This is a genomic window from Streptomyces sp. NPDC005774, assembly GCF_042871645.1.
GTDB classification, from domain to species: Bacteria; Actinomycetota; Actinomycetes; order Streptomycetales; family Streptomycetaceae; genus Streptomyces; species Streptomyces pratens.
The window spans coordinates 24,883-41,479 of record NZ_JBIAIV010000016.1 but is presented as its reverse complement, the minus strand read 5'-3'; the positions used below and the strand labels follow the sequence as shown (position 1 = coordinate 41,479).

The window sequence follows — 16,597 nt, the reverse complement described above, 5'->3', positions numbered from 1 at the left end:
GCTCAGCAGTCCGGGGGATTGATCCGCCTTGCTCCACCCCGGCCGCCGGCCCTCACCCGGCCATCAGTCCTTACCCGGCCGCCTGACGGTGCATCGCGTCCGGGTGGTCGGGCAGGATCCATCCCATGACTGCTCACCCACTGCCCACCGACGCCCCCGCCGCGCTGGGCGTCGACGCCTCCGGTGTCCAGGCCTTCCTCGACGCCCTCGACGACGCCCCGGACATCGAGCCGCACAGCCTGATGATCCTGCGCCACGGCCGGCAGGCCGCCGCCGGCTGGTGGGCTCCGTACACCCCCGAGCGGCCGCACCTGCTGTACTCACTCAGCAAGAGCTTCACGGCCACCGCCGCCGCCCTTGCCGAGGCCGAGGGGCTGATCGACTTCGACGCCCCGGTGATTTCGTACTTCCCCGAGTTCGAGGCGGACATCACCGACCCGCGCAGCCGGGCGATGCTGGTCCGGCACGTGGCGTCGATGGCGAGCGGCCACGAGACCGAGACCGTGGACGCGGCCTACGCGACCGACCCCGCCGAACCGGTACGCGGGTTCCTGCTGCAGCCGCCCGACCGCGACCCCGGCACGGTCTTCGCGTACAACCAGCCCTGCACGTACACGCTCGCCGCGATCGTGCAGCGGGAGACGGGACAGTCGCTCACCGACTGGCTGCGGCCCCGCCTGCTGGATCCGCTCGGCATCGGCGAGGCGCTGTGGCAGCGCGACCGCACCGGCCGTGAGCTCGGCTTCAGCGGGCTGCACGCCACCACCGACGCGATCGCCCGGCTCGGACTGCTGTACGCAGACGACGGGATGTGGGACGGCAAGCGCCTGCTGCCCGAGGGATGGGTCGCCAGGGCCTCGCGTCCGCACATACCGACCGCCGGGGCCATGGGGGAGTCCGGCCGGCAGGACTGGGACCAGGGCTACGGCTTCCAGTTCTGGACGTCCCGGCACGGATTCCGGGGCGACGGGGCGTACGGACAGTTCTGCCTCGTCCTGCCCGAGCACGACGCCGTGATCGCCACGACGGCGGCCACCGAGCAGATGCAGCAGTACCTGGACCTGGCCTGGCGGCATCTCGTACCGGCCTTCCGCCCCGGCCCGCTCACCGGGCGGGACGCCGAGGACCGGGCCCTCGGCGAGCGTCTCGCCCGCCTCGCCCTGCCGCCGGCCGCAGGCGGCCCGGTACCGCCGGAGCGGGCACGGGACTGGTCCACCGCACACTTCACCCCGTACGGCGAGGGCTGCGCGGACCAGCCGACGCTCACCGCCGCCGAGGTGACGGCGGACGCCGGCGGACGCTGGACGCTGAGCCTCGTGGAGGACGGCCACCGCCTCGACCTGCCACTCGGCGGTGAGGGGTGGACGGTCTCGGACCAGCCCTGCCCGGCCGCGGTGAGCGGCGGCTGGACCGACGACGGCACCTTCGCCGCGGACGTGGTGTTCCTGGAGACCCCGCACCGCCTCGGGGTCACGTGCTCCCTCAGGGACCGGACCTTCACAGCACACTGGCGCACCCGCCCGCTGAGCCGGGCGCCCCTGCACCGGCTGCGCGCACCGCGCGGCTCAGCCCCGGCCGGAGGCCGGCCGGAACGTCCGCAGGAACGTCCGTAGCGCCTCCTGGTTCGCGGGCTCCGCCCAGTCGGCGGCCGGGGTCGTCCAACGCAGGGAGAAGCCGCGTCCGCCGCCCAGCAGGAACCCGCGGCCGAAGGTGTGTACCCGGGCGCCGTCATCGGCCGAGAGCCATTCCATGTCGGCGGCCTCACGCCCCTGGTAAGTGGTCGCGCGGATCGCGCCGATCCGCTCGTAGCCGGCCGTCCGCTCCAGGGGCGGCTCCACGTCGTCCCGCCACACGGCCACCGGGTCGGTCCCCACCCGTTCGCTGTAGGTGACCGCGAGGGTGCGGGTGCCGCCCTCCGGGCCGAAGGTGACGCGGTAGGCCAGGTCGGAGACACGGGAGGTGTCGAGGCGCTCGAAGTTCTCGGGGAGCGCGACGGAGAAGCCCTCCGGCGCGCGCAGGAGGCCGTAGCCGGAGGGGAGGTCACCCGTCCCCGAAGGAGCGGGGGTGGCCGGGGCGGGCGTTGGCGTCGGCTCGTCCCGGTCGTCCCGGTCGCCCGGGTCACCGGACGTCCCGGGCACCTGGGGCACGTCCGGCGGGGCGGCCGGAGCGGTGGCGGAGGCGGGCGGCGTACTCGGGATGTCGGCGGCGGACCCGGAGTCGGTGCCGGGCAGCCCCTGGGTGGCCGCGGTGAGCACGGCGACCGCGACGGTGACCACGGCCAGGGTGGTGCCGAGGACCGCCGTCCGTCTGCTCCCGGCGAGGCCGAGGTCTCCGAGGACGGTGGGGTAGTACGCGCGGCGCAACCGAAGGCTGCCCGGCACGGCATCGGGGGCCGTGCCGGGGTTCTCCTCCGCGAGCACACGGCCGAGCGCCTCGCGGACCACCCGCCCGGTCGGCCGTTCCGCCGCGTCCTTGCGCAGCAGCCCCTGGACCACCGGGGTGAGCGGTCCCGCTCGCAGGGGCGCGCGCAACGGCAGCCGGTCCACTCCCTTCAGCGTGGCCTCCGCCCGCCCCCGGTCACGGAAGGGCGGGCGCCCCTCGACCATCGTGTGCAGGAGCGCGCCCAGCGCCCACAGGTCCGCCTCGGGCCCGGCGCCCTCGCCACGGGCCTGCTCCGGCGCCGCGTACGACGGCGCCGTGAGCCGGAGGGCGGGACCGGTGCCCGCCAGGCCGAAACCGGTGACCACGACCGGACCGGTCTCCCGCACGAACACCTGGCCGGGACCGAGTTCGCCGTGCGTCACGCCCGCGCTGTGTGCGGCGTCCAGTACGTCGAGCAGTTCCAGCCCGATGCGCGCGGCCCGGACGAAGCCGAACGGGCCTTGCTCCGCGAGGAGTTCACCGAGGGGAGTGCCGTCGACCCAGGCGGCAGCAGTCCACAGGAAGCCGTTCTCGTCGACGGAGTCGACGACCGTGGCGATCCGGCCGGGGCACAGCCGCGCCATCGTCCCGGTCGTCCGCAGGACGTGGGAGGGGGCGTGACGCACGGCCTCACCCGGCTCCCCGGGCAGTGCGACCTGCGTGACCAGGCAGGGGCGGCCCGTCCCGAGGTCGTCGGCGTACCAGCAGACGTGGTTGGTCTCGCGGTGGATGATCTCGACCAGCCGGTACCGCCCGGCGACCGGCTGGTGTGTGGAGACGTGCGCCCTGCCCATGGCCATCCCTCGTCGAAGCCGCTGCTGTCCGCCTTTCCCAGTGGTACGCGGGAGCGTACGGCCTTCGTTCAAGAGGCGGAGCCCGAATCCCGGCTCCGACGCATTCCTGTCCTTCGGTCAAACTCCGGGGCGGTCTTCGAGCCCGGTCCCGCGTCGGGGGAGAACGGCCGACAGGGCGTCAGGGACAGGAAAACATGGACAGGGCTTCACGGGCGGCCCGGCCGGGCGGCTCAGCGCAGCCCGAAGCGGGAGGCCCATGCGATCATGTCGTCGGTGGTCGCATTGCCCCCGCACACCACGAGCCCGATCCTGGCCCCCTCGCCGACCCGCTCCAGCACCCCTCGCGCAGCGGGCAGCAGACAGCCCGCGGCCGGCTCGGTCCACACCTTGGCGTGCTCCGCCAGGTCGAGCGAACCCCGCACGGCCTCCCGGTCGGGCACCACCAGCACCTCGGTGACCAGCGCCGCCACATGCTCGTACGTCAATTGCGAAACGGCCGGGGCGCTGAGTGTGGTCACGATCGAGGACAGCCCGACCGGCACCGGTCCGCCCGCCGCGAGGGCCTCGGACATCGCCTGGGCGCCCTCCGTCTCCACACCCCAGATCCGGATCCCGGGCCGCCGGGCCCGCAGCGCCGCCGCCACACCGGAGATCAGCCCGCCGCCTCCGATGCTCACCAGGACGTCGGTCAGGTCACCGGCGTCATCGGCGAACTCCAGTCCCACCGTGCCCTGTCCGGCGATCACCATCGGGTCGTCGAAGGGGTGGACGAGGGTCAGCCCCTCCTGCTGGAGCCGCGTCGTCAGCGCGAACGCGCCGTCCATGTCGTCGGCCAGCCGCACCGACGCGCCGGCGGTCTCCGCGACCTCCACCGACCGCGCGGGCGCCGACCTCGGCATCACCACCGTGGACTTGACGTCGAGGGCGGCGGCCATGACCGCGACGGCGATCCCGTGATTGCCGCCGCTCACCGCCACGACCCCGGCAGCCCGCTCCGCCTCGCTCAGCGACAGCAGCTTCGCCACCGCACCGCGTGCCTTGAACGAGCCGGTGCGCTGCAACAGTTCCAGTTTCACCGTGACCGGGGCACCCAGCAGCGCCGACAGCCCGGGGCTCGGTACCGTCGGCGTCCGCACCACGTGCCCGGCGATCCGCCCGGCCGCGGCCTCGATCTCCGCCATTCCGATTACCACAACCACCCTCCCTGGCACGGGGGACATGATCCGCACCGAAACGAACCCTGACCCGGCCGGACCACCGGGGTCAACACGGTTCACCCGGGGCACGGCCGCGCCCGGAGCCGGAACGGGCGGCCGGGACGGACCTCAGTGCTGCTGTGCCTTCGCCGGCGTGGCCTCGCTGGGCCGCACGATGACGTACCCCTCGCCCTGCAGCACCAGTTGTACCGCCTCGCCCGAGCCGCCGCGCAGCATCGAACCGAGCGACTGCGAGCGGTGCAGGGAGGTCGACAGCCCTGCCGTCCAGCCGACGATCGCGTCCGTGTCGACGTGGACCGGGTACTGCGGAGACACCGGGAGGACCAGCGGGTCGCCCTCGCACACCAGACCCAGGAGGCCGTGCCCCGTGAAGACACTGTTGAACAGGCCGCCGCCGGTGATGCCGGCGCCCTTCACGGTCGCGATGCGGTACGACAACGTGGAGTCGAAGCACAGGACGTTGCGGCCGTTGACGGTGAACTCGTCGCCGGATTGGACCTGGACGATGAAGCAGTTCTGCGCCTCGTGCGCGAACCAGGCCTCGCCCTGTCCCCGCACCGCCATCAACGGCAGCCCCTCGCCGGTCATCGCGCGCTTGAGCATGCCGCCCACGCCCTGGCCCTTGCGCTCGAACTGGAGCCCGCCACGGTAGGCGATCATCGCGCCCTGCCGGGCGTGCATCTCGCCGTTGACCACGTAGCGGATGCATTTGGCGTTCTCGACCGTCATGCCCGGGGCCGAGGCGGGCTGCACCATGTGCCGGCTGGAAAACAGATCACCCTTCATGCAGGCATCCTCGCCCGGAAGGGCCGCCTCCGCCAAGGTCCGGTCGCACGGCGAAGGTCTTCCGCCCGGAGCAGGCCCGACCTCGCGAGCCCGGCATGCTCCGGACGAGAGGACCTAAGCGCCGAAGAGCTGGGTCCAGTACGTGCCGGCGCGGCCACCGCCCGCGAAGCCGACGCCGATGTGGGTGAAGTCGGGCTTGAGGATGTTGGCGCGGTGGCCGGGGCTGTTCATCCACCCTTCCACCACCTCGGCGGCCGAGCGCTGGCCGCAGGCTATGTTCTCGCCGATGGTCCGGCGCGCCGAGCCCGCGGCGGCGGCCCGGTCCCAGGGCCGGCTGCCGTCGGGAGCGGTATGGGAGTAGAAGTCGCGGGCCACCATGTCGGCGCTGTGCGCCTGCGCGGCCGTGACGAGGAGCGAATCGACGGCCAGTGGCGGCAGGCCGGCCCGGGCGCGCTCCCGGTTGGTGCGGTCGGCCACGTCCTTCACCGTCCGGGTCAGGCCGGCCGGGGTGAGCGGGACGGCCCACAGCGCCGTCCAGTAGACGTCACCGGCGCCGCCGCCCGCGTGCGCCAGACCGGCGTGGGTGAAGGCGGGACCGTGCAGGGTGCGCCGGGACGGCTCGTTGCTCAGACAGTGGGCGACGAACTCGGCGGGGGTGCGCGGACCGGACACCAGATGCTCGCCGACGGTGAGGTACGCGTATCCGGCGGCGGCGACCCGCTGATGGACGGAGACACCGTCCCGGCTCTCGACGGCGAGGTGCCGCTGTGCCGCCATGGCCTCGGCGTGGGCACGGGCCGCCGACATCAACCGCGCGTCGAGTGCGACCGGAGGCGAACCCGCTCCGGCCCGAGCGGAGTTGACCGGACCGAGGTAGCCTGCCGGGTCGGGGACGGCCGACAGCGCCGCCGCAGCCGGAACCCCGGCCGCCCCGGGCTCCGTCTCGTCGAGCACGTCGACGCCGAAGTCCCGGGCCAGACCGGCCAGTCCGTCGGCGTACCCCTGGCCGAGGGCGCGCAGCTTCCAGTCCTCGCCGCGCCGGTAGAGCTCCGCGAGGAGCAGCACCGACTCCTGCCCGGGGCGCGCCGGTGAGAACCGGGCGAGGAAGCGCCCGCCGGCGTCGGTGACCCGGAGGACGGGAGGGGGCAGGTCGCTCAGCGCGACGGCGGGGTCGGCGGCACTGACGGCCACCGTGACCCGGACGGCGCCGGGACGCAGGGCGCTCGGGTCGACGGTGAGCGTGTCGCCTTGCAGACGGGCGCCGGGGGCGGACGGCTGGTTGAAGAACACGAAGTCGGCGTCGTCCCCGACCTTTCCGCCGTCGCCCGTGATCAGCGCGGACACGTCGTAGGGGCCCGGCACCCGGACGGTCACCGTGCCGCCCGGAAGGGCCAGATTGCCGCCGGGGACCAACTCGCTCATCACGCCGCCCTGCCGTCGTCAGCCGTCAGCGGTCCGTTGTGGTCACGGACCGGTGGGGGGTGTCCGGACAACGGTCGGCGGCGGGCGCGGGTTCCCGGGCGGTCAGCCGGGCGAGTCCCCCGTCCCCGCGTGTTCCGCTCCCCCTGGTCGTGTTCCCGCCGTGCTGTCCTCGTGCCACCGCGCCGCAGCGGAGCCCCGTCGGACCGCCGGCCCCTTGCCGCAGAAGGCGGACTCCAGCGTGCCCAGCATCGTGTTCATCACCGGGGCGTTGTTCGAGGTGGTGGCGAGCGCGGTGAGGCTGCGCCCGCCGTCCTTCGAGGTGAACGCATAGGTGTAGTAGCCCTGGACGGCGCCGGTGTGCCCGTACACGGACACCCCGCACGACAGATCGCGGCGCCTCAGCCCCAGCCCGTACGCCTGACCCGTGCCCGCGGGGACCCAGCGCTGCATCTGCGCCAGGCCGGCCGCCGAGGTGAGCCGGCCGGAGAGCAGCGCCGACAGGAAGGTGTTGAGGTCCCGTGTGCTCGAGACGACGGCGCCTGCGCTCTGCGCCCAGGACACCGTCTGCTCAGTGGCGTCGACGAGCTCCGTCGCCGGTGCGTCCGGGGTGAGGTAACCGCGCGTGTGGCGGCCGGGGATCGTGGTGCGGGGATGAGGGTAGGACGTGTCGCTCAGCGCGAGGGGGGGTGGTGATCCGGTTGCGGTACTCGGTCGCGAGGGAGTGGCCGGTCAGCTTCCTGATGAGCAGGCCCGCGACGACGAAGTTGGTGTTGGAGTAGCTGTAGGCGCCGCCGGGGGTGGTGGTCCGGGGATGCTCCAGCGACAGTTCCACCAGCCGGCTCAGGGTGAAGGTCCTGGTGCGGACCGCCTCGAAACCGGGGACCGTCCGCGCGAACAGGTCGTTGGTGTAGTCGTACAGACCGCTGCGGTGGCTCAGTACATGGCGGACGGTGATCCGGTCGTCGGGCAGCAGTTCCGGCAGGTGGCGGTTGACCGGGTCGTCGAGCTTCATCTTGCCCTCGTCGACCAGTTGCAGGACCACCACCGCGGACATGATCTTGGTGACGCTGCCGATGCGGAAGCGGTCGGTGGTCGCGATGGCCCGCCCGGTCCCGCGATCGGCGAGGCCGAAGGACGTCCGGTGCGCGGTGCCGTGGTCGTCGATCCGGGCCAGGGCGCCGGGCGCGCCCTGCGACCGTGCCGTGCGCAGCACGTTCCCGAGGCCGGCCAGGTCGGGGGCGGGCAGAGTCGTGGCCACCGAGGACCGGGCCGTGTCCGGAACCGGGGGAGCGGCATGCGCCGCAGCCGCCGGGAGGGTCAGGGCGGCCACCACGGCGGCGGCCCCTCTGCGCATCGTCGTCGCTGGGACCATCGCGCTGTTCTCTCCCGTGTCCGCCGAGCATCCGTCATCTGACCGTCGGCAGCGCACAGGTGCCCATCGTGCCGGACGTACCGGGCGCGACCGATTGGCACAGTATCGCTGTGATATCCGCTCAAAACGGTTATTCGGGGTGGCTGTAGGGAGTGTCGGGAAGGGCGGGAACAGCGGAAGCGGCGAGGGCGACGGCGACACGGCTCGTCGCGCCGACGCGACGGGAGGGGGCCAGCCGGACGCCGCCGTTCAGCCCGAGGCCGCGGACTCCGGGGAGATCAGACCCTTCCGGTAGGCGACCGCCACCGCCTCGGTGCGGCTCGCGGCGCCCAGCTTGGCGAGGATGTTGGAGACATGGACGCTCGCCGTCTTGCCGCTGATGAACAGCTCCTCGCCGATCCGACGGTTGCTGCGGCCCCGCGCGAGCAGCCGCAGCACCTCCTGCTCCCGCGCGGTGAGTAGCGTGACGGAACGCCCGCCCCCTGCCGGTGTCTCCGCCGGCCAGACACGGTTCACCAGGGCGTCCAGCCGCTCCCGCAGCAGGACGGCGCCGAGCCGGTCGGCGGCCTCGCGCACCGCGCGGGCCTCGGCCGCGGCCTCCTCACGCAGCCCGGCGGTCAGCAGCGCCTCCGCGTGGCGCAGCCGGCAGCGCGCACGCTCGTACGCGTCGCCGTACGCGAACCCGGCCACCGCCTTCGCCCACGCCGCCACGTCGGGACCCGACACGGCCCGCGTCCACTCCGCCTCCGCGCGGGCCAGCCAGGCCTGGCCCTCGGGACCCTGAGACGTGCCGTGCTCACCGTGCGCGGCGGAGGCGCGGGCGGACTCCACCAGCTCCGTCGCGGCCTCGGCCCAGCGAAGCGCTCCGGCCTCGTCGCCGGACAGCCGCCGCGCGACGGCCGCGTCGGCGACCGCGGCGAGCGCGAGCGCCGTCAGCCGGACCGTGACGTTCGGGCGGGCCCCCGCCTCGTCGGTCAGGGCCGCCAGCGTGGACCGCACGCAGCGCACGGCCTCCTCCGGCTCGCCCCGCAGCGCGGCGGCTTCGGTGAACACGATGCCCGCCACCAGCGTCGCCATCCAGTCGAACGGCCCCTCGAGAAGCGCCCGCGCGCGGTCGACGGCCGTGAAGTCGCCGCGGGCCAGCGCCACGAACAGGGCCGGCGCGAGCGCGTATCCGCCGGCCGGGGGCAGCACCTCGGCATCGGCCGCCGCCGCGCGCACGCACTCGTCCCAGCGGCCCAGCGCGTACAGCACCAACAGCCGCAGATACCGCATCTCCAGCGGATACGCCGACGACAACAGGCCTGCGCGGCGCGCCCGCTCCAGGCCCTCGGCCAGCCAGGGCAGACACGCCTCGGGGGTACCGGACTCGTAGCAGCCCATGGCGAGATTGAACAGGGCGCGCAGCTCCACCGGGGCATTACCCGCGCCGCGTGCCAACTCCAGTGCCCGGGCCAGCCGTTCGCGGCCGGTTTCGGTGCTCCGGCCGTTGCCTTCCAGACCGGCCATGGAGATCAGCAGATCCGCCTGGGCGTCGGCCATCCCCAACTGCTCGGCCATGCCCAAAGCCTGGCGCGCCACCCGCAGCGCGGTATCGGCCGCACCCACCTGCCGCGCCGTCACGGCATGGGTGGCCGCCGCCCACACCCAGGTGGGCGACGGGGGCTCCTCGGGGATCATGGCGAGCGCCTCACTGCTGTGCGCGAACGCCGCGGACAGACTGTCGACCCGCAGCAGGTCCCCGGCCAGGGTGTAGCGGACCCGGGCCGCCAGCTCCAGGTCGGCGTCCTGGCCGAGGTCCGCGAGCACGGACCGGGTGAGGGAGACCGCTCGGTGCAGCTCGCCCGCGTGCGCCGCCGCGGCCGAGGCGCGCAGGGTGAGGGCCACCGGGTCGAACCCGATGCCCTCGGGCAGCCGGGCGGGACCCACCGCCGGCCACAGATCGAGGGCGGCCTCCAGGTGGCGCAGCTCCTCGGCGGGAGCTCCCACCCGCTGGGCGTGATCGGCGGCCTCCAGCGACGCGGCGAGCGCCCGGGCCGGGTCGTGGCTCTCCCGGTAGTGGTGGGCGCGCTCCGCGGCACTCGTGTCGCGGAGCCCACGGCCGGCGAGCAGCCGGGCGAACGCGCCGTGCAGCCGGGCCCGCTCACCGGGGAGCAGATCCGCGTAGACCGCCTCGCGCACGAGTGCGTGCCGGAAGGAGTACGTACCGTCGTGCGCGGCCACCAGGAGCTGCCGTCCGGCAGCCTCACGGAGCGCGGACTCCAGCTCCTCCTCGGGGAGCCCGACCGCCTCGCGCAGCACCTCGTGCTCCACCCGGCGGCCGGCGACGGCGGCGGTCCGCAGCACCTGCTGAGCGGTTTCGGAGAGCTGTTCGATCCGGATGAGGAGTACGTCGGCCAGCTGGCTGGGCACCCCTCCCGCCGGGGAGTCCGTGGCCGCGAGCAGTTCCTCGGCGTAGAAGGCGTTGCCCTCGGCACGCTCGACGATCCGGCGGACCGTGGCGTCCGGCAGCGGCCGCTGTTCGAGGGCGCGCACCAGCCGGGCCACGTCGGGGTCGGGCAGCGGCCGCAGCTCCAGCCGCTCCACCGAGGGCAGCCGTACCAGCTCGGCCAGCAGGGGCCGGAGCGGGTGCCGGCGGTGCAGGTCGTCCGCGCGGTACGAGCCGCACACCGCCAGCCGGTGCGTGGGGGCGCCGCCCGCCGGCCGCTGGAGGACCCCCCGGCTCAGCAGGAACCGCAGCAGGTCCCGGGAGGACTGGTCGGCCCAGTGCAGATCCTCCAGGACGAGCAGCAGCGGCGCGATGTCCGAGACGTCGGCCAGCAGCCCGGCCATGCCCTCGAACAGCCTGAGCCGCGCGTCCACGTCCCGCACGGCACCGGTTCCGGCGCCGAGCAGCCGGCCGACCACCGGCCGGGCGTCGACGGCGGAGACGAACCGCTCGTCGGCGGTGAGCCGCCCCAGCACCTCGGTGAAGGGCAGATACGGCAGACCCACGTCCCCGAGGTCCACGCAGTGACCGGTCACCACCGTCATACCGGACCCGGCGGCCCGCGCGGACACCTCGTCCAGCAGCCTCGTCTTGCCGACCCCGGCGTCCCCGGCGATCAGCGCGGCCCGCGGCTCACCCCCGCGAGCGCGTTCCAGCACTCCGGCGAGCCGGGCGAGTTCGTCGTCGCGGCCGACGAGCGGACCGGCGAATGAGGTCTGCGACACGCGTCCATCCTGGCACGCGCCACCGGTCGCACCATCTCCGCCGGTGATCTCCGCGGAGCGGCCGACCCCGCCCCGGCCCCGTGGACCGCTCAGCGCCGCAACTTCTGCTCCCAGTCCTCCGGGACCCGCCCCGCCGGGCCCGGAACCGGCTGATCGGCCGGATGGTTCGTGGGCGGGGCCAGGTTTGGGCCCGACTCGTACAGTTCTTCCGTGGCGTAGTTCCAGAACCAGGCCTCGCCGGGTTCGTAGGTGCGGACCACGGGATGCCCGGTGGCTTCGAAGTGCGCCGTGGCGTGCTGCCCCGGCGAGCTGTCGCAACAGCCGACGTGTCCGCACCGCGCGCAGCGCCGCAGATGGAACCACCAGCCGCCCACGGAGTCGCAGTCGGAGCATCCCGCGCCGCTCGGCGCCGCACCGGGATCGATGGCCTGGTCGCTGGTCATACCGGCTCCTCGGGAGGTCGTCGGGGCTCCGGCGGTGAGCGCGAGCGACGCTGGGGAGCGGGCGTCGCCGCCCGGTACCCGGCGCCACGGAAACACCAACGGCAGCCGGTCCATCGTAGATTCGAACCAGGCGTCGCGCGCGGCGAGGGCGAGACTCGGGCAGCGTGTGAGGAGAGCACACAGAACTCGTTTCCCTCGGGGTCGGCGAGGACCCGCCACGGCTGCTCGCCCTCGCTGCCCGCCCGGCGGGCGTCGGCCAGGGCGAGCAGCCGGGCGGCCTCCGCCGCCTGGTCGTCGGGCCGGAAATCCAGGTGGAGGCGGTTCTTCATGGTCCGCTCGTCCGGCACCGGCACCGGCACGAAGAAGAGCCCCGGCTGACGGTCCCGCTCCGGCCGGATCCCGTACTCGTCGGGCGAGTCGTTCCACACCACCCGGCCGAGGGCCTCGGCCCACCAGTGTCCCGGCGCCACCGGATCGGCCGCGTCCACCACTACCTGCTCCCGGGCCGAGGCCATGAAAGAAGGTTAGGGAAGACTGGACCGTGCGTAGTGGACACGACACAGGAGGAACCGCATGACGCGCCCGATCACGGCAGGGGTCGACGGAACAGAGGAGAGCCTCGCCGGACTGGCCTGGGCGGCGAGGGAAGCGGTCCGCCGAGGGCGGCCGTTGCGGGTGGTGCACGCCTGGCGCTTCCAGACGCACGAGGCGGTCGACGCCGGCGACGCCGCCACCCAGGAGCGGTGGGTGCGCGACGCGGTGACCGAGTCGGTCCGTCAGGTCACCGGACGGCACCCCGCTCTCGCGGTGACCACCGATGTCCTGGAGGGGGACGCCGTCGAGGTCCTGACCGGCGCCGCGGCGGACGCCGAGATGCTGGTGCTCGGCTCCCGCGGGCACGGGCGGATCGTGGGCTTCCTGGTCGGCTCGGTCGGACAGCAGGTGATCGTCGGGGCCCGGCGGCCGGTGGTGTTCGTACGGGCCGAGGACGCGCCGTCCGGCGAGGCCGCCGGGCGGGAGATCGTCGTCGGCCAGCAGGGCGATCCGGAGGACAGCGCCGCCGCGCTGGAATTCGCCTTCGAGGCCGCCGCCGCGCGGGGTGCCACCCTGCGCGCCGTACGCGCCTGGACCCTGCCGCCGATGTTCGCCTACAGCCCCGACACACTGCGCCTCATGGACGAGGCCGGGGGCCTGGAGCCGTACGAGCAGAAGTCCCTGTCGGAGGCCCTCGCGCCGCTGCGGGAGCGCTATCCGCAGGTGCGCGTCGTCGAGCAGGTGGAGATGGGAAGCGCCGGGCAGGTGCTGCTGTCGGTGTCCGGCACGGCCCAGTTGATGGTCGTCGGCCGCCGCGCGCGCCGCAGTGCCGTCGGGGCCCGGATCGGCTCGGTCGCCCACGGCGTCCTGCACCACGCGGACTGCCCGGTGGCGGTGGTGCCGCACGACTGACAGTGAGGATGTGACGTGGTGACGCTGCTGGTGGGTCTGACCCTCCGACTGACTGACGTCTCGACTGTCCTGTTTGGGATTTGTCGGCTCGCCGGGCGTCACCACGCACGCGGCCGGACGGGCGTTTGTGACTTCATAGGAGCTTGTCGCATAAGCCCCGTCACTGTCTTGTCCACCCGCCCGACCGGCGCGTGCCGCCCTCGGCTCGGACAAGCAGCAAGGACGGACATGACCAGCATGACGCACGACGGCCCGCAGATCACCGGCGGAGTCGACACCCACGGCCTGACCCACCACGCTGCCGTGATCGATTCCATCGGCCGACACCTGGCCGACCGGGAGTTCCCCGCCACCATCCGCGGCTATCGGGACCTGCTGGACTGGATGCGCACGCACGGCACGCCGGTCGCGGTCGGGGTGGAGGGCACCGGCGCCTACGGCGCCGAACTCGCGCGGGTGCTGACCGCCGCCGGGGTCACGGTCATCGACGTCGACCGGCCGGACCGCAAGACACGGCGGATGAAGGGCAAGTCCGACCCGATCGATGCCTACGCTGCCGCGACGGCCGTGCTGTCCGGTCGGGCCACCGGGATCCCCAAGAGCCGGGACGGCGTCGTCGAGGCGGTCCGCGTCCTGAGGGTCGCGCGCCGCAGCGCGGTCAAGGCCCGCACCCAGGCGATGAACCAGATCCGTAACCTGCTGGTGGCGGCCCCCGCGATGCTGCGTGAGCAGGTCGCCGGGCTGGACAGGTCCGTACTGATACGTACCCTTGCCCGGCTGCGGCCCGGCAATGACCTGTCCCGGCCGCTGGCGGCGACCCGGGCCTCGCTGCGGCGGCTCGCCCGCCGTCACCAGGCGCTGGACGAGGAGATCGCCGAGCTGGACTGCGAGATCGGGCCGCTGGTGAGGCAGGCCGCCCCCGCACTGCTGGAACTGTTCGGGGTCGGCCCCGAGACCGCCGGCCAGTTGCTGGCCTCGGCCGGCGACAACCCCGAGCGCATGCGCTCCGAAGCGGCGTTCGCGCACCTGGCCGGGGTCGCCCCGATCCCGGCCTCCTCGGGGCGCACCCACCGCCACCGCCTCAACCGAGGCGGCGACCGGGCCGCGAACAACGCCCTGCACACCATCGTCCTCACCCGCATGCGCTACGACGAACGCACCCGCGCCTACGTCGAACGCCGCACCAAGGAAGGACTGAACAAGAAGGACATCATGCGCTGCCTCAAGCGATTCGTCGCCCGCGAGGTCTACCGCGCACTGACCGCCACACCAACGGAACGAATCACTCAAACCGACCTTGCTCCAGCGGCTTGACAAGCATAGGAGCATCCCGGCCGGCCCCGGGCGCCGGGACCCCGGCGTGGCTGCCACCGCCGGCGCCCCGGTCGCCGCCCCGCCCGGCTCAGTCGGTCGTGGGCCGCAGCGTCTCCCGGGCCTTGGGCAGGATGTTCCTGATGTAGTCCTCGACCGCCGTGTCGAGACCGATGTCGTGCTGGGCCCGCTCGGACAGGTACCAGCGGTGCTCGAGGAGTTCGTGGTAGATCTCCGCCTGGTCCATTGTGCCGCGCAGGCCGGGCGGCACGGCACGCACGGTCGGGCGGAACACCTCCCGCACCCAGCGGTGGGCGAGAACCTCCGGGCGGGCGCCGGGCAGCGCGCCGTCGGGGGTGTGGTAGTCGTCCTGGGTGGCCATCCAGCTCTCCAGGTCGTTCAGCAGCCGCCTGGCCTGGTTCTCCTCGGCGTCCAGTCCGGTCAGGCGCAGCAACTGGCGTTGGTGGTGCCCGGCGTCGACGACCTTCGGCACGAAGGTGACCGTGTCGCCGTTGGAGGCGTGCTCGATCTGCATCTCGGCCACGTCGAAACCCAGATCGTTCAGCCGGCGGATCCGGCGCTCGATGTAGTGGTACTTGCCCGCCGGGTAGACGGAGGTACGGGTCAGCTCCCGCCAGAGACCTTCGTAACGGGCGCAGATCTCGGTGCCGAACTCGATGGGGTCCACGGACGGGTGCAGCGCTCCGGAGGCCTCCAGGTCGAGGAGTTCGCCGCTGATGTTCACGCGGGCGAGGTCCAGGTCGTACGCGCGCTGGCCGGGGCTCAGTTCCGGGTGCAGCTCACCGGTCTCGGCATCCACCAGATAGGCGGCGTAGGCACCCGCGTCCCGTCTGAACAGGGTGTTGGACAGTGAACAGTCGCCCCATGCGAACCCGGCGAGATGCAGCCGCACCAGGAGCACGGCGAGCGCGTCCATCAGCCGGTGCATGGTCGCCGGGCGCAACGTCGTCTCGAACATCGACCGGTACGGCATCGACCCGCCGAGATGCCGGGTGATCAGCACGCTCTCCAACGGTTCCCCGCCGGTGCCCGCGCGGCCGGTGACCACGGCGAGCGGGTCCACCGCGGGGATGCCGATCCGGTCCAGGTCGCGCAGCAGCTCGTACTCGCGCAGTGCGGGCCGACGGGCGAGTTCCTTGACGGCGATCACCTCGTCACCGGCACGGGCGTAGCGCACCACGTGCCGGGAGATGCCGCGCGGCAGCGGTACCAGGTACTTCTCGGGCCATTCCTGGAGCGGCAGGTGCCAGGGCAGTTCCAGCAGGAGCGCGGGATGCTCCGGGTTGGTCGCGCTGATCTGCAGGGCCATGGCTCGGGTGTCCTCGTCTCGCGGGCGGCCGTCTCCGGAGCGATGATCGCCCCGGTGGTCGTCCGCTCACCCTATTGCGCGCGTTCGCGGGCCAGCTCCGCCGCGTCCTTCAGTGGTCCCCGGTGCGCGGGGCCGTGTCCGGGAAGTGTCAGGTCGCCCGCCAGTTCGGCCAGGATGTCCAGCGAGCCGAGGGCGGTGTCCCGCTCGTGGTGGAACATACGGGGCAGCAGCTGCGGTCCGTCGATCCGGGACGTCGGGTGGGCGCTCACCAGGGCGTCGCCGGACACCACCGCCCCGAGGTGCGGGAGATGGAAGACGCAGTGTCCGTCGGTGTGGCCGGGCGTGTGCACGGGCACCGGCCGGCCGGGCAGGTCCAGCGGACCGGACCGCGGGAACGGCTCGGGTGCGACAACCGGCACGTGCGCCGTGCCGCCGGAGCGCAGCACGTGCAGTGCCCAGGGCAGCACACCCGGCCGCAGGCTGTTGCGCAGGACCTGTCCGACGCTCACCTGCTGGAGGAAGTCCCGACGTGCGTGGGGGACTTCGGCCTCGTGCGCGTACACGGGCGTGCCGTACGTGGCCCGCAGGTACTCGGCGGAGCCCAGGTGGTCCGTGTGGGCGTGGGTGATGAGGACGGCCGCGACCGATTCCGGTGAACCGCCCACCTCCGCGAGGGAGGCGAGGAGCTGCTCGCGGTCACCGGGGTACCCGGTGTCGATCAGTGTGACGGCGCCCCCCTCCCGGAGGATCACCCAGTTGGTGTGGGAGCCGTGCACCAGGTGGGTGCCCTCGGCCACCTGTCGTACCTCTGCGCGCATGATCGCTCCGAGTCCGTCGTCCCT

The 16,597-nt window shown here is 73.4% G+C and carries 11 protein-coding genes and 2 pseudogenes; 3 read left to right on the top strand and 10 right to left on the bottom strand.

Annotated features, from left to right (window positions below; genetic code table 11):
* The first annotated feature begins 125 nt into the window (after positions 1–125).
* The gene (locus ACFYQA_RS16930; protein WP_388917728.1) at positions 126–1,613 is read left to right on the top strand and encodes a serine hydrolase domain-containing protein; all 1,488 of its coding nucleotides are present in this window, start codon (positions 126–128) and stop codon (positions 1,611–1,613) included.
* Here the strand turns inward: ACFYQA_RS16930 and ACFYQA_RS16925 are convergent.
* From ACFYQA_RS16925 to ACFYQA_RS16890, 8 genes and pseudogenes are all read right to left on the bottom strand, one after another.
* A complete protein-coding gene (locus tag ACFYQA_RS16925) occupies positions 1,566–3,215 on the bottom strand; it encodes a serine/threonine-protein kinase (protein ID WP_388917725.1) in 1,650 nt (549 codons plus the stop codon). The two genes, ACFYQA_RS16930 and ACFYQA_RS16925, sit on opposite strands and share 48 nt — an antisense overlap.
* A 230-nt stretch (positions 3,216–3,445) precedes the next feature.
* Positions 3,446–4,396 carry a threonine/serine dehydratase gene (locus tag ACFYQA_RS16920; protein ID WP_388917722.1) on the bottom strand — a complete coding sequence of 317 codons (951 nt, stop codon included), beginning with the start codon at positions 4,394–4,396 and terminating at the stop codon, positions 3,446–3,448.
* A 144-nt stretch (positions 4,397–4,540) separates the two neighbouring features.
* Positions 4,541–5,218: an AIM24 family protein gene (locus ACFYQA_RS16915; RefSeq protein WP_388917719.1), complete on the bottom strand. Its 678-nt coding sequence runs from the start codon at positions 5,216–5,218 to the stop codon at positions 4,541–4,543.
* A gap of 114 nt (positions 5,219–5,332) precedes the next feature.
* Positions 5,333–6,640 (bottom strand): CAP domain-containing protein, encoded by a 1,308-nt coding sequence (locus ACFYQA_RS16910; RefSeq protein WP_388917716.1) that lies wholly within the window; start codon positions 6,638–6,640, stop codon positions 5,333–5,335.
* Positions 6,641–6,742: 102 nt separating this feature from the next.
* A pseudogene (locus tag ACFYQA_RS16905) lies at positions 6,743–7,994 on the bottom strand (serine hydrolase domain-containing protein).
* A gap of 267 nt (positions 7,995–8,261) precedes the next feature.
* A complete protein-coding gene (locus ACFYQA_RS16900) occupies positions 8,262–11,225 on the bottom strand; it encodes an AAA family ATPase (protein WP_388917713.1) in 2,964 nt (987 codons plus the stop codon).
* 89 nt (positions 11,226–11,314) lie between these two features.
* The gene (locus ACFYQA_RS16895; protein WP_388917710.1) at positions 11,315–11,668 is read right to left on the bottom strand and encodes a UBP-type zinc finger domain-containing protein; all 354 of its coding nucleotides are present in this window, start codon (positions 11,666–11,668) and stop codon (positions 11,315–11,317) included.
* Between the two features lie 167 nt (positions 11,669–11,835).
* Positions 11,836–12,183, bottom strand: a pseudogene (locus tag ACFYQA_RS16890) (VOC family protein); the annotation flags it as partial.
* Between the two features lie 58 nt (positions 12,184–12,241).
* Between ACFYQA_RS16890 and ACFYQA_RS16885 the strand changes: the two are divergent.
* Both ACFYQA_RS16885 and ACFYQA_RS16880 read left to right on the top strand, forming a co-directional pair.
* Positions 12,242–13,114, top strand: coding sequence for a universal stress protein (locus ACFYQA_RS16885; protein WP_388917707.1), 873 nt, complete (start codon positions 12,242–12,244; stop codon positions 13,112–13,114).
* Between the two features lie 228 nt (positions 13,115–13,342).
* Complete coding sequence (locus ACFYQA_RS16880) at positions 13,343–14,428, top strand: IS110 family transposase (RefSeq protein ID WP_388917705.1); 1,086 nt, start codon at positions 13,343–13,345, stop codon at positions 14,426–14,428.
* Between the two features lie 88 nt (positions 14,429–14,516).
* Here the strand turns inward: ACFYQA_RS16880 and ACFYQA_RS16875 are convergent, their stop codons facing one another.
* A complete protein-coding gene (locus ACFYQA_RS16875) occupies positions 14,517–15,755 on the bottom strand; it encodes a DUF4032 domain-containing protein (RefSeq protein WP_388917702.1) in 1,239 nt (412 codons plus the stop codon).
* A 71-nt stretch (positions 15,756–15,826) separates the two neighbouring features.
* On the bottom strand, positions 15,827–16,573 hold the full coding sequence (locus tag ACFYQA_RS16870; RefSeq protein ID WP_388918084.1) for an MBL fold metallo-hydrolase: 747 nt from the start codon (positions 16,571–16,573) through the stop codon (positions 15,827–15,829).
* Between the last annotated feature and the right edge of the window lie 24 nt (positions 16,574–16,597).